General features: G+C 68.8%; 13 protein-coding genes and 2 pseudogenes. 9 read left to right on the top strand and 6 right to left on the bottom strand.

Annotated elements, in window-relative coordinates; all coding sequences use genetic code 11:
• The first annotated feature begins 1 nt into the window (after nt 1).
• The 3 genes from ACT53N_RS09240 to ACT53N_RS09230 are packed head-to-tail and all read left to right on the top strand — an operon-like array spanning nt 2 to nt 2231.
• On the top strand, nt 2–979 hold the full coding sequence (locus tag ACT53N_RS09240) for a type II secretion system F family protein (protein ID WP_476063626.1): 978 nt from the start codon (nt 2–4) through the stop codon (nt 977–979).
• A gap of 13 nt (nt 980–992) precedes the next feature.
• A complete protein-coding gene (locus ACT53N_RS09235) occupies nt 993–1976 on the top strand; it encodes a type II secretion system F family protein (RefSeq protein ID WP_476063625.1) in 984 nt (327 codons plus the stop codon).
• A gap of 60 nt (nt 1977–2036) precedes the next feature.
• The gene (locus tag ACT53N_RS09230) at nt 2037–2231 is read left to right on the top strand and encodes a hypothetical protein (RefSeq protein WP_476063624.1); all 195 of its coding nucleotides are present in this window, start codon (nt 2037–2039) and stop codon (nt 2229–2231) included.
• Between the two features lie 9 nt (nt 2232–2240).
• On the opposite strand, the gene ACT53N_RS09225 is transcribed toward ACT53N_RS09230, so the two are convergent.
• Nucleotides 2241–3065: a tetratricopeptide repeat protein gene (locus ACT53N_RS09225; RefSeq protein WP_476063623.1), complete on the bottom strand. Its 825-nt coding sequence runs from the start codon at nt 3063–3065 to the stop codon at nt 2241–2243.
• A gap of 83 nt (nt 3066–3148) precedes the next feature.
• On the opposite strand from ACT53N_RS09225, the gene ACT53N_RS09220 reads away from it, so the two are divergent.
• A complete protein-coding gene (locus tag ACT53N_RS09220; RefSeq protein WP_476063622.1) occupies nt 3149–4549 on the top strand; it encodes a leucyl aminopeptidase family protein in 1401 nt (466 codons plus the stop codon).
• Nucleotides 4546–5382: a C40 family peptidase gene (locus ACT53N_RS09215; protein WP_476063621.1), complete on the top strand. Its 837-nt coding sequence runs from the start codon at nt 4546–4548 to the stop codon at nt 5380–5382. Before ACT53N_RS09220 ends, ACT53N_RS09215 begins: the two co-directional genes overlap by 4 nt.
• A 202-nt stretch (nt 5383–5584) precedes the next feature.
• Here ACT53N_RS09215 and ACT53N_RS09210 read toward each other — a convergent pair whose 3' ends face one another.
• Nucleotides 5585–6271: a c-type cytochrome gene (locus tag ACT53N_RS09210; RefSeq protein ID WP_476063620.1), complete on the bottom strand. Its 687-nt coding sequence runs from the start codon at nt 6269–6271 to the stop codon at nt 5585–5587.
• 156 nt (nt 6272–6427) lie between these two features.
• Between ACT53N_RS09210 and ACT53N_RS09205 the strand changes: the two genes are divergently transcribed.
• The gene (locus ACT53N_RS09205) at nt 6428–7165 is read left to right on the top strand and encodes a 3-deoxy-manno-octulosonate cytidylyltransferase (protein ID WP_476063619.1); all 738 of its coding nucleotides are present in this window, start codon (nt 6428–6430) and stop codon (nt 7163–7165) included.
• Nucleotides 7162–8013: a prephenate dehydratase gene (locus tag ACT53N_RS09200; RefSeq protein ID WP_476063618.1), complete on the top strand. Its 852-nt coding sequence runs from the start codon at nt 7162–7164 to the stop codon at nt 8011–8013. The genes ACT53N_RS09205 and ACT53N_RS09200 overlap by 4 nt, the downstream gene beginning before the upstream one ends.
• Here ACT53N_RS09200 and ACT53N_RS09195 read toward each other — a convergent pair.
• Nucleotides 8010–8159 (bottom strand): annotated as a pseudogene (locus ACT53N_RS09195) (hypothetical protein); the annotation flags it as partial. The gene ACT53N_RS09200 and the pseudogene ACT53N_RS09195 sit on opposite strands and share 4 nt — an antisense overlap.
• A 1-nt stretch (nt 8160) precedes the next feature.
• Here ACT53N_RS09195 and ACT53N_RS09190 point away from each other — a divergent pair.
• Nucleotides 8161–8250, top strand: a pseudogene (locus ACT53N_RS09190) (hypothetical protein); the annotation flags it as partial.
• A 3-nt stretch (nt 8251–8253) separates the two neighbouring features.
• Here the strand turns inward: ACT53N_RS09190 and ACT53N_RS09185 are convergent.
• The 3 genes from ACT53N_RS09185 to ACT53N_RS09175 all read right to left on the bottom strand — a co-directional run bounded on the left by ACT53N_RS09185 (nt 8254) and on the right by ACT53N_RS09175 (nt 10936).
• Nucleotides 8254–9591, bottom strand: coding sequence for an ATP-binding protein (locus ACT53N_RS09185; protein WP_476063617.1), 1338 nt, complete (start codon nt 9589–9591; stop codon nt 8254–8256).
• Nucleotides 9592–9731: 140 nt separating this feature from the next.
• On the bottom strand, nt 9732–10433 hold the full coding sequence (locus ACT53N_RS09180; protein WP_476063616.1) for a response regulator: 702 nt from the start codon (nt 10431–10433) through the stop codon (nt 9732–9734).
• On the bottom strand, nt 10430–10936 hold the full coding sequence (locus ACT53N_RS09175) for a MarR family winged helix-turn-helix transcriptional regulator (RefSeq protein WP_476063615.1): 507 nt from the start codon (nt 10934–10936) through the stop codon (nt 10430–10432). The genes ACT53N_RS09180 and ACT53N_RS09175 overlap by 4 nt, the downstream gene beginning before the upstream one ends.
• An 80-nt stretch (nt 10937–11016) precedes the next feature.
• Here ACT53N_RS09175 and ACT53N_RS09170 point away from each other — a divergent pair, with 80 nt between their 5' ends.
• Nucleotides 11017–11907, top strand: coding sequence for a branched-chain amino acid aminotransferase (locus tag ACT53N_RS09170; protein ID WP_476063614.1), 891 nt, complete (start codon nt 11017–11019; stop codon nt 11905–11907).
• Nucleotides 11908–11961 lie beyond the last annotated feature (54 nt).

The following is an 11961-nucleotide window of genomic DNA, read 5'->3' as shown; positions in this document are numbered from 1 at the left end:
GATGCTGTTCGTCCTGGCCGGAATCCTGGGCTTCATCACCATCGCGGGCCTCGGCTTTGCGTTCGCCGGAGGCGACAGCGCCTCGGCCAAGGCGGCCAAGCGCGCCCAGATCATCGCCAAGGGTGGCGAGCGCCAGGCCAATGTCCGCGCCAAGGCCGCCGCCAATACGCCCGACGCCCGCCGCCAGGCCATTCTCAAGGCGCTGAAAGACCAGGAGCGCAAGCAGAAGAAGGCCTCGCTCAGCATCGGCGCCCGCCTGCAGGCGGCGGGTCTGGGCGACAATGTCCGGATGTTCTGGATCGTCAGCGGGGTCCTGGGCCTGTTCGTGGCCATGATCATCCTGCTGCTGGGCCAGTCGCCGCTGGTGGCGCTGGGCGCGGGCTTCGCCGCCGGCGCCGGGCTGCCGCGCTGGGTGCTCGGGTTCCTGATCAAGGGCCGCACCCAGAAGTTCACAGAGGCCTTCGCCGACGCCGTCGACATCATCGTGCGCGGCATCAAGTCAGGCCTGCCGGTCCACGACTGCCTGAAGATCATTGGCAAGGAGTGCCCCGAGCCCCTGGCCGGCGAGTTCCGCACCCTGACCGAGAACGTGGCCATGGGCGTGCCGATGGATGCGGCCCTGGAGAAGATGTACGAGCGCATGCCGACCAACGAGCTGCGCTTCTTCTCGATCGTGCTGGCCATCCAGCAGAAGACGGGCGGCAACCTGGCCGAGGCTCTGAGCAACCTCTCCACCGTGCTGCGCGCGCGCAAGCTGATGAAGGAGAAGATCAAGGCGCTGTCGGCCGAAGCCGTCGCCTCGGCCTTCATCATCGGCTGCCTGCCGCCGGGCGTCGTCACCCTGATCAGCGTCACCTCGCCGGCCTATATGGCCCCGATGTTCACCGATCCGCGCGGTCACCTGATGCTGCTGGTCAGCGCCGTGTGGATGAGCATCGGCATCTTCGTGATGCGCAACATGATCAACTTCAAGTTCTGAGGGGGAGGGCCGGATGTCGCTTGTCGAAACCCTGACCAACCCCTCGAACGTCCTGACGGCCTTCATCGCCGTGGTCGTGTTCGCCACCATCATCACCCTGGCCTCGCCGGTGATGCGCGACAACAATCTGGAAGGCCGGCTAAAGTCGGTCGCCAACCGTCGCGAGGAGCTGCGTCGCCGCTCCCGCCAGTCGATCGCCACCCGCAGCGGCGGGACGGCCGGCGGCAGCCTGCGCCACCAGGACGAGGGCCTCTACAAGAACGTCGTCGACCGCCTGCAGCTGTCGCGGCTGCTGGAGGATCCGAAGGTGGTGGAAAAGCTGGCCCAGGCCGGCTTTCGCGGTCCCAAGCCCGTCAGCACCTTCTACTTCTTCCGGTTCGCCATGCCGTTCGCCTTCGCAGCGGGCGCGGCCTTCTATCTCTATCTGATCAACGACTTTGGCCTGCTGCCGATCCAGAAGATGTGCGCCTGCGTGGCGTTCCTGGCGTTCGGCTACTACGCGCCCAACGTCTACATCACCAATGTCGCCCAGAAGCGTCGAGAGTCGATCGTGGCGGCCTTCCCGGACGCGCTGGACCTGCTGCTGATCTGCGTCGAAAGCGGCATGTCGATCGAAGCCGCCATCCAGAAGGTCGGGGCCGAGGTCGGGTCCTCGTCGATGGAGCTGGCCGAGGAGCTCAGCCTGCTGACCGCCGAGCTGTCCTACCTGCCCGAGCGCCGCGTGGCCTATGAGAACCTCGCCCGCCGCACCAACCACCCCGGCATCAAGTCAGTCGCCACCGCGATGATCCAGGCCGAGCGCTACGGCACCCCGCTGGGCACCGCCCTGCGGGTCATGGCCAAGGAAAACCGCGAGCTGCGCCTGTCGGCGGCTGAAAAGAAGGCCGCGGCCCTGCCGGCCCAGCTGACCGTGCCGATGATCCTGTTCTTCCTGCCGGTGCTGTTTGTGATGATCCTGGGCCCGGCGATCATGAAGGTTCAGGACGCCTTCAAGTAGAGTCCCTGGCGCAGGTCTTGCGCTGTCTCAACCGTTCAGTGTCGGTTTGGGACAGGTGCGATGGACTATCAGGGCAAGGGGCCTCCGGTTCGCGTGTTCGCGGAGGAGGAAAAGGGCGGCGCGGCGCTTGAGATGGCGTTGCTGCTGGGCCTTGCGGCGTTCTTCGCCTTCACGCTGAAGCATGTCATGGCGACGCCACTGCTCGGCACCTTCACCAAGGCCACCCAGGTGATCAGCCAGGCCCTGGCGGGGTAGGCGGCGCTTTTAGCGCCCGCCGCCGGCCTTCATGGCGTCCCAGCTGCGTGTCTGGCCCGCCTGGCCGGTGACGGCGCGCAGATAAGCCAGGTTGTTGGCGACCTGCTCGGGGGGCAGGTCGGCGCGGACCAGTTTTTCGGCTTCCGGCAAGCGGCCTTGCAGCCCGACCACCAAGGCCAGGTTCTGGCGGACCTGGATGGTCGCCGAGGGCAGGGCGACGGCGCGGCGAAGCTGGGTCTCGGCCCCGGCCAGGTCGCCCTTGGCGGCCAGATGCATGGCGTAGTTGGCCAGCGGGGTGGCTTCGTTGGCGCCCAGCGCGATCGCCTGGCGGTGCGCGGCTTCGGCTTCCTCATCCCGCTCGGCCTGCTCATAGGCGACGCCCAGCAGGGTCAGCGGACGCCAGTCCTTGGGCGACTGGGCGGCGACCTTGCGGGCGGGCTCGATCGCATAGAAGCCTTGGCCCCGGGCGATGTGGGCGCGCGCAAGTTCCAGCAGCAGGCCCGCGTCTTCGGGATGGGCGATCAGGCCCTTGGTCGCGGCGATGGCGGCCTCGTCGGCGCGGCCGAGCGCGCGCAGTGACTTGGCTAGGCCCGCGCCGGCCTCGGCGTCGCCCGGATCAACCTCGAACTCCGCGCCCCAGAACGCGGCCTGGGCCAGCGGGTCCAGGCGGCGCGCCTCGGCCCGCTGCTGGGCTGAGGCCTTCACCGGCGCGGGCGCGGCCTTGGCGGTCTTGCCCGCATCAGCCTTCGGCGGATCGGCGGCGAAGACCGGGGTCGCCAGAGCGAGGGCGATGGGGGCGAGAACGGTTGCGATGAGCGCGCGCTTGCGACACATGAAGACAAGTCTCCAGAAGGTGCGCGCATCATCCCGCGCGGGCCTCAAGGAATCGTTAAGCATAGTTTTTAAGGGTTTCGCCGATGACCGACGCCGCGCATCCGATCCTGGCCGAAACCGACGGCAAGGCGATCCCGGTGCATCCCGTGGCGGAGTCTGAAGTCGAGGCCTTTCTGGCGCGAAAGCGAGCCCCGGTAAGAACTTACGCCGCCGCCATCAAGTTTTCGGGCAAGGCCGGACAGGTTCTGGCCGTTCCCGGCGCCAGCGGGGCGATCGAGCAGGTGCTGATGGGCGTGGGTGCGGGCCGCGCCGATCTGTCGCTGCTGCGGGGCCTGGCGGGCAAGCTGCCGGCCGGCGACTACGCCCTCTCGCGCCTGCCCAAGGGCCTGGACGGCGAGCAGGCGGCCCTGGCCTTCGCGCTCGGGACCTATAGGTATGACCGCTACAAGAAGCGCGGCGAGCCTATCCCGCGCCTGGTCGCCCCCACGGGCGTCGATGTGGCCTTCGTCACCGCCCTGGCTCACGCCTGCGCCCTGTGCCGCGACATGGTCAACACCCCGGCCAACGACATGGGGCCGTTGCAGATCGAGACCATCGCCGGCGAGATCGCCGAGCGCTACGGCGCGACCCTCTCGGTCGTGCGGGGCGATGACCTGCTGAAGGAGAACTATCCCGCCGTCCACGCCGTGGGCCGCGCCGCCGTCGACGCGCGGGCGCCGCGCATGATCGAGATCGCCTGGGGCGATCCGTCCCATCCGGTGCTGGCGCTGGTGGGCAAGGGCGTGGTGTTTGACAGCGGCGGTCTCGACATCAAGCCCTCGTCGGGCATGCGCCTGATGAAGAAGGACATGGGCGGCGCCGCCCACGCTCTGGCGCTGGGGCGGATGGTCATGGAGGCCAAGCTGCCGGTGCGCCTCGTGATCCTCCTCCCGGTCGTCGAGAACGCCATCGCCGGCGACGCCATGCGGCCGGGCGACGTGCTGCAGACTCGCGCGGGCATGACCGTCGAGGTCGGTAATACCGACGCTGAAGGGCGCCTGATCCTGGCCGACGCCCTGACTCGCGCCACCGAGCTCAAGCCCGCCCTGACCCTGGACTTCGCCACCCTGACCGGCGCGGCGCGGGTGGCGATGGGGCCGTTCGTGATCCCGTTCTGGACCGCCGACGACACTCTGGCCGGGCAGATCGAAACCGCCTCGCGCAAGGTGTCCGACCCGCTGTGGCGCTTGCCCCTGACCGACGCCTATCGTGACGCGCTGGACAGCGACATCGCCGACCTGAAGAACGACCCCGACGGCTGGGCCCAGGCGGGCGCGACCACGGCGGCGTTGTTCCTGCAGCGCTTCGCCCCGAGCGAGGGAAGCTGGGCCCACTTCGACGTCTTCGCCTGGAACCCGAAGGGGCGTCCCGGCTATCCGGTCGGGGCCGAGGTCCAGGCCATCCGCGCGGCCTTCGCCATGCTGCAAGCGAGGTTTGTCCGATGAGCGCTCCGGATCGCCGCGTCACTCTGGTTCGCGACGGGCTCGCCGACCGCCGGCTGGAGGGCTTGGTCGCCGCCGAGCGCTTCGCCGATGTCACGCCGATGCAGGTCAGCGCGCCCATCGCCAGCCTGCGCAAGGCCCCCGAGCCGGACGCCGAGCAGGAGGATCAGCTGGTCTTTGGCGAGCTGTTCGACGTGCTGTTCGAGGTCGGCGATTTCGCCTTCGGCCAGGCCCGGCGCGACCGCTATGTCGGCTATGTGCTGGTGGAGGCCCTGTCGGCGCCGGTGCTGACGCCGGATCATCGGATCGCCGCGCCGCGCACCTACGCCTTCGCCGAGCCGGACATCAAATCGGCCATCGTCGGGCTCTATAGCCTGAACGCCCTGGTCACGGTCGAGGCGCGGGAAGGCCGCTTTGTGCGCGGAGCGCGGTCGGGCTGGTTCGTCGACCACCACCTGGCGCCGGTCGGCCGCTTCGAAACCGACTACGTCGCGGTCGCCGAGCGGTTCCTGCACGCGCCCTACCAGTGGGGCGGCCGGGAAAGCCTGGGCCTCGACTGCTCGGCCCTGGTGCAGCAGGCGCTCTACGCCTGCGGCCGGGCCTGTCCGCGCGACACCGACATGCAGCGCGATTTCTTCCCGGAAGTCGCCGAGGCCGACCGCCGGCGCGGCGACCTGGTGTTCTGGAAGGGCCACGTGGCGATCCTGCTGGACGCCGACACCATCCTGCACGCCAACGCCCACCACATGGCCACCGCCATCGAGCCGTTGGCCGAGGCGGTTGAGAGGATCGCCGCGACGCCGACCGGCGGAGTGCTGGGGTATCGGCGCGTTTAGACGCCCCCTCCGTCTCGGCGCTGCGCGCCGATCCACCTCCCCCGCAAGCGGGGCAGGAGGGAGGCCGCGTCCTCCTCACCCGTGCAAACGGGGGAGGTGTCGCCGTGCCGTAGGCGCGGTGACGGAGGGGGCGCTTCCCGCAAACAAAAAAGGCCGCGGCGCTTTCGCGTCGCGGCCTCTTCGTATCGGATGTCCGAGAGCCTTAGGCCTTCGGGGCGGCCGGGGCGGCGGCGGCCGGAGCGGCCGGGGTCGCGGCGGCGCCAGCGGCGGGCGCAGCGCCTTCGGCGGCCGGAGCCGCGCCTTCAGCCGCCGGAGCAGCGGCGTCGGCCGGAGCGGCCACCGGACGCGGCGGCGGAACCGGCAGCTTGCTGCCCAGGCTGTGCATGTAGGCGATGATCGCGACACGATCTTCCGACTTCTTCAGACCGACGAACGTCATGTTCGTGCCCGAGACGTACTTGCCCGGAGCCTTGAGGAACTCATACAGGTGGTCGTAGTCCCACACAGGCGTCTTGGCGCCGAAGTCCTTCATGGCGCCCGAATAGTTGAAGCCCGCATGCGCGGCCGGCTTGCGACCCACCACGTCCCACAGGCCGGGGCCGGTGCCGTTGGCGTTCGAAGCGTCGAACTTGTGGCAGGCGGCGCACTTGGCCGCGACGGCCTGGCCGGCGGCCACATTGGCCGGGGTCAGGACGGCGTTCCAGTCGGGCAGGGTCTCAACCGCCGCCGCGCCGCCTTCGGCGCCTTCTTCCTGGACCGCGATCTCGTAGCCGGCCTTTTCGACTTCGTGCTTGGCGAAGACGATCGAGGACGCTTCCCGCAGACCGAAAATAACGAGGCCGGTCAGCAGCACGCCGCCAGCGATCTTGTTGAACGTCAGGTCGCTCATTTCAGCCTTGTCAGCCTCTTATCGGCCCGTCGAACGGCGGGCTTGAAACCCGCGCGCCGGAATCACAAGGACGAGTCTCCAGCGCGCGTCATGTTGCGCTCGCGTCTCTTACACGCTACCGCCCCTCGCGCAACAGGGCGGCGGAGATTTGAACCGATGAACCCCCTCATTCTGATACCGGCTCGGATGGCCGCGACCCGCCTGCCGGGCAAGCCCCTGGCCGATATCGGCGGGGTTCCGATGATCGTGCGGGTTCTCCGTCAGGGCCTCGAAGCGGGTATTGGTCCGGTCGCGGTGGCCGCCGGCGACCCGGAAATCGTCGAAGCTGTTCAAAAGGCTGGCGGAACCGCCGTGCTGACCGATCCGGATCTGCCGTCGGGTTCGGACCGGATTCTGGCGGCGTTGGCTGCGCTCGATCCGGGGTTCGAGCACGACGTGGTGATCAACCTGCAGGGCGACATGCCCTTCGTCGACCCGGCCGTGCTATCCGACTGCGCCCGAATACTTAAGGAGTTCGGCGACGCCGACATCGCCACCGTCGTCGCCCCCGAAGCCTCGCCCGCCGACCGCGCCAACCCGGATGTGGTCAAGGCCGTGCTGGCCATGGAAGAGGACGGCCAAAGCGGCCGGGCCCTCTATTTCACCCGCTCCACCCTCTATGGCGATGGCCCTGTCTGGCGCCACATCGGCATTTATGGCTATCGCCGCGAAGCGCTGGAGGCGTTCAACGCCGCCGCGCCCTCGCCGCTGGAAAAGCGCGAGAAGCTGGAGCAGCTGCGCGCCATGGAGCTGGGCCTGACCATCCGCGCCGCCGTGGCCAGGACCGCGCCGATCTCCGTCGACAATCCCTCTGATCTCGAAGCGGCCCGCAAGCAGGCCGAGGAAACCCGATGAGCCTCCTCAAGAAGATCGCCTTCCAGGGCGAGCCCGGCGCCAACAGCCACGAGGCGTGCCGCACCTATTTCCCCGACTACGAGGCCTATCCCTGCAAGACCTTCGAAGAGGCGTTCGAGGCCATCAAGACGGGCGTCGCGGCGCTGGGCATGATCCCGATCGAGAACTCGATCGCCGGCCGCGTCGCCGACGTCCATCACCTGCTGCCCGCCTCGGGCCTCAAGATCATCGGCGAGCGCTTCAAGCCGATCCGCTTCCAGCTGATGGCCAACAAGGGCGTCAAGATCGAGGACGTGAAGGTCGTCAGCTCGATGCCGATCGCGCTCAGCCAGTGCCGCAATAGCCTCAAGCGCTTGGGCGTCGAGACCGAGGCGGCCGGCGACACGGCCGGCGCCGCCAAGGCTCTGGCCCTGAAGCCCAACCCGACCCACGCCGCCGTCGCGCCCGCCCTGGCCGCCGAGATCTACGGCCTCGACATCCTGGCGCGCGACATCGAGGACGAGCGCCACAACACCACGCGCTTTTTGGTGATGACCGCCGACAAGGCGCCGGCCGCGCCGGACTTCACGCATCGCTGCGTGACCAGCTTCGTCTTCCGCGTCCGCAACCTGCCGGCCGCGCTCTACAAGGCGCTGGGCGGCTTTGCGACCAACGGCGTCAACATGACCAAGCTGGAGAGCTACATGGAGGGCGGCAATTTCACCGCCACCTTCTTCTACGCCGAGGTCGACGGCCGCCCCGAGGACCGCAACCTCGCACTCGCTCTGGACGAGCTGAAGTTCTTCTCCGAGCGCTTCGAGATCCTGGGCGTGTACCCGGCCGACCCGTTCCGGGATCGGGGGGCTTAGCAAGCGTGTAAGCGCCCCCTCCGTCGCGTCGCGTATCCTCGCCGCGCCACCTCCCCCGTTTTACGGGTGAGGAGGAAGCCGCAGCCCTCCTGCCCCGCTTGCGGGGGAGGTGGCGCGCGGCGCAGCCGCGTGACGGAGGGGGCGTCCTCGCCCTTCGACCGGCTCAGGGTGAGGACGACTGTTGGCCTAGGTTCGCGCTCAATCCTCGTCCTGAGCCTGTCGAAGGACGAGGATTGAGCCCTACCCCGGCAACCGGATCAGCGCCCTAAGACCCCCCAGCGCCGAGCGGGACAGCACGAGATCCCCGCCCAGGCCGCGCGCCATGTCGCGGGCGATGGCGAGCCCCAGGCCCACGCCCTTCTCGTTCTGGTTCCGGCTCTCGTCGAGCCGCGAGAACGGCTTGAAGGCCTCTTCGTACTTGTCTTCGGGGATGCCCGGCCCGTCGTCGTCGACGGCGACATCGACCCCGCCGGTCTGACGCGGGCTGACGGTGACGCGCACCCGGTCGGCGTGGGCCACGCCGTTGTCGATCAGGTTGGCCAGGGCCCGGCGGAAGGTGAGGGGACGCAGGCGCGTCTCCAGCCCTTGCGTGATCTCGGTCTCGATCGCCGCGCCGCCGCGCTCGGCGTCGGCCACCACGCTTTCGACGAGCTCGGACAGGTCGACCACCTGGATCGCCTCGCCGCCCTCGCCGCGCGCAAAGGCCAGGTACTCGTCGATCATGTGCTCCATTTCGGCCAGGTCGCCCTTCATGGCCTCCATCTGCTCGCAGGGCTCGGCCATGGCCATTTCCAGCTTCAGCCGGGTCAGCGGCGTGCGCAGGTCGTGGCTGACGCTGGCCAAGAGGGCCGTGCGCTGCTCGATATGGCGCTGGATCCGCAGCTTCATGGCGATGAAGGCCAGAGCCGCCTGCCGCACCTCGCGCGCGCCGTGCGGCTTGAAGTCCGGATCCTCGCCCCGCCCGAACGCGTCAGCCGCCTCGGCCAGGCGCTCGATGGCCCGCACCTGATTGCGGATGAACAGGATGGCGATCGCCGTCAGCAGCATGGTCGCCACCACCATCCACAGAATGAAGATGTGGCCCTGGGTGGCGTAGGCGCGGTCGCGCAGGGCGTAGATCTGCAGCACCCCGCCGTCGACCTGCACGCGGATGTCGATATAGGCGCGGTAGCGGGTCGTATCGAACCAGAACGGGTTGTCCAGCCGGTCCTCCAGCGCCTTGTCCAGCGAGCGATCCAGGGCCGCGAACAGCGAGGGGCGGTGGCTGGTCGGCAGCTTGCGGCCCTTCTGGAAGGCGATCGACAGCGACAGCGAGTCCTCGGCCCGCTTGGCCAGCTTCTCGACGGCCGCTGGGCTGGGATCATCCTCGTAGGACTGCACGGCCCAGGCGATGTCGCCGGCCAGGCCCTCGGAGAGCTTGGCCGTCACGCTCTGCCAGTGCGCGTCGAAGAACGCCCAGGTCACGGCGATCTGCATGATCGCCACCGGCAGGATGATGATCAGCAGGCTGCGCCCGAACAGCGTGGTCGGCAGCAGGCGCTTCAGCGCCGGCGGGATGTCGAGGCGGGTGAGGGGCATCTAAATCCTCCCCCTGGCGGGGGAGGTGGCGCGAAGCGCCGGAGGGGGAAGATGACACCCTCGCGGCCGGCCGACTTCCCCCTCCGTCCGCTGCGCGGACACCTCCCCCGCTGGGGGGAGGATTTGGACGGCGCCCCCCATCAATCCGGCGCCAACCGATACCCAACCCCCCGCACCGTCTGCAGGTAGCGCGGGTTCTTCGGGTCGGGCTCTATCTTGCGGCGCAGGCGGGTGACCTGGACGTCGACGGCGCGGCCGGTGGCGTCGGCGGTGTCGCGGGCCAGTTCCAGGCGGTCGACCGGCTCGTGCAGCGAGCGGGCCAGGCGGCGCAGCAGCGTGACCTCGGCCTCGGTGATCCGCACGGCCTCGCCGTCGCAGGTCAGCTCGCCCCGGTCGGCGTCGAAGGAGCAGCGGCCCAGACTCAGGGCCTTGGGACCCATGGGCCGCGCGGCCGAGCGGCGCAGGATGGCCTCAATGCGCAGCAGTAGCTCCTGCGGCTCGAACGGCTTGCCCAGATAGTCGTCGACGCCGCTGGACAGGCCCTCGATCCTGTCGGCGGTCTGGTCGCGGGCGGTCAGCATCAGGATCGGCGTGCGTCCGGCCTCGCCGCCCTTGCCGCGCAGGCGCTTGGTGAAGGCCATGCCGTCCTCGCCGGGCATCATAACGTCCAGCACCATCAGGTCGAAGTCGAGCGCCTCGAACAGCTTGTCGGCCCCGGCGGCGCTGGCGGCGGCGGTGACGCGAAAGCCCGCCCGGCTCAGGAATTCCTTGATCAGCTTACGCAGCCGGTCGTCGTCGTCGACCACCAGGAGGTGGCGTTCGCGGCGCTCGTCAGGGGTCATGTGGTCATCCGTCGTCCGGGGCCGACACCTTGCCGTGATCCGGCCAGCGCCGCCAGGATGCGTCGCGTGCCGGCCACGCCGTCCAGGCCGCCGGTGCGGTAGGCCCGCGCCAGCAGCGCCCGCAGGCGCTCGGCCGTGCGCTGCTCGAACGCGACGCCCTCGGCGGTGAGGGTCGCGGGGCGGCGGCGGCCGTCCAGATCGCCCGAAACGCGCTCGACCAGGCCCGCCTTCTCAAGGTCTGAGAGCGTGCGGCTGGCGGCCTGTTTCGACAGGCTGGTCAGCTTCGAGAGGTCCTGCACCCCGATGCCCGGGCGACGGCGCAGCAGGAAGGCCGCGCGCCAGTGCGAACGGCCAAGACCCAGGGCTTCGGTCTCCAGCACCGCGTCGACGGCGGCCCATAGCGCGGCCTCGGCCAGGAGGATCAGCTCCAGCCCGCCGTCCAGCTCCTCCTCGCGGAGGATCAGACGGGGATCGTCCGAACCAGGCTGCAGCGGGGCTATCATCGTAACGAGTCCATTTTATTTGACGCATCCCCCCACGGGGCGTCTAAGAACCGCGTTCCCAATAAGGAGGTCTTGGGCCGATGTCTCTGGTTCCCTTCGACGATCGTGACGGTTGGATCTGGCTTGACGGGCAATTTGTGCCCTGGCGCGAGGCGAAGGTGCATGTTTTGACCCATGGCCTGCACTATGCGTCGTCGGTGTTCGAAGGCGAGCGCATGTACGGCGGCGAAATCTTCAAACTGACCGAGCATACCGAGCGCCTGTTCAAATCGGCGGAAATTCTCGATTTCAAGATCCCCTACACGGTGGCCGAGATCGACGAGGCCTGCAAGGCGACGGCGGCCAAGAACGGCCTGAAGGACTGCTATGTGCGCCCGATCGCTTGGCGCGGCAGCGAAATGATCGGCGTTTCGGCCCAGCACTCCAAGATCCATGTCGCCATCGCGGTCTGGGAATGGCCCAGCTATTTCGACCCGGCCACCAAGGCCAAGGGCATCCGCCTGACCTGGGCCAAGTACCAGCGTCCGGACCCCAAGACCGCGCCGGTCGCGGCCAAGGCCGCCGGCCTCTACATGATCTGCACCATCTCCAAGCACGCCGCCGAGAAGGACGGCTACGCCGACGCGATGATGCTGGACTATCGCGGCTATGTGGCCGAGGCGACGGGCGCCAACGTGTTCTTCGTCAAGGACGGCGTGCTGCACACGCCCAAGCCCGACTGCTTCCTCGATGGCATCACCCGCCGCACGGTGATCGACATCGCCAAGGGCAAGGGCGTCGAGGTGGTCGAGCGCCACATCCAGAAGGAAGAGCTCTCGACCTTCACCGAATGCTTCATCGTCGGCACCGCCGCCGAGGTGACCCCGGTCTCGGAAGTGGGCGAGTTCAAGTTCACGCCCGGCAAGCTGTCGCTCGATTTGATGGACACCTACGCCGCCCTGGTGCGCGGCGAAGCGATGGCGACGGCCTGAGCCAGCCTGCGAGCCTGAACCGAAGACGCCGCCCGGGACCTCCCGGGCGGCTTT

It is taken from the genome of Caulobacter sp. DMC95 (assembly GCF_056313785.1).
This window is presented reverse-complemented; position numbering and strand designations above follow the sequence as displayed.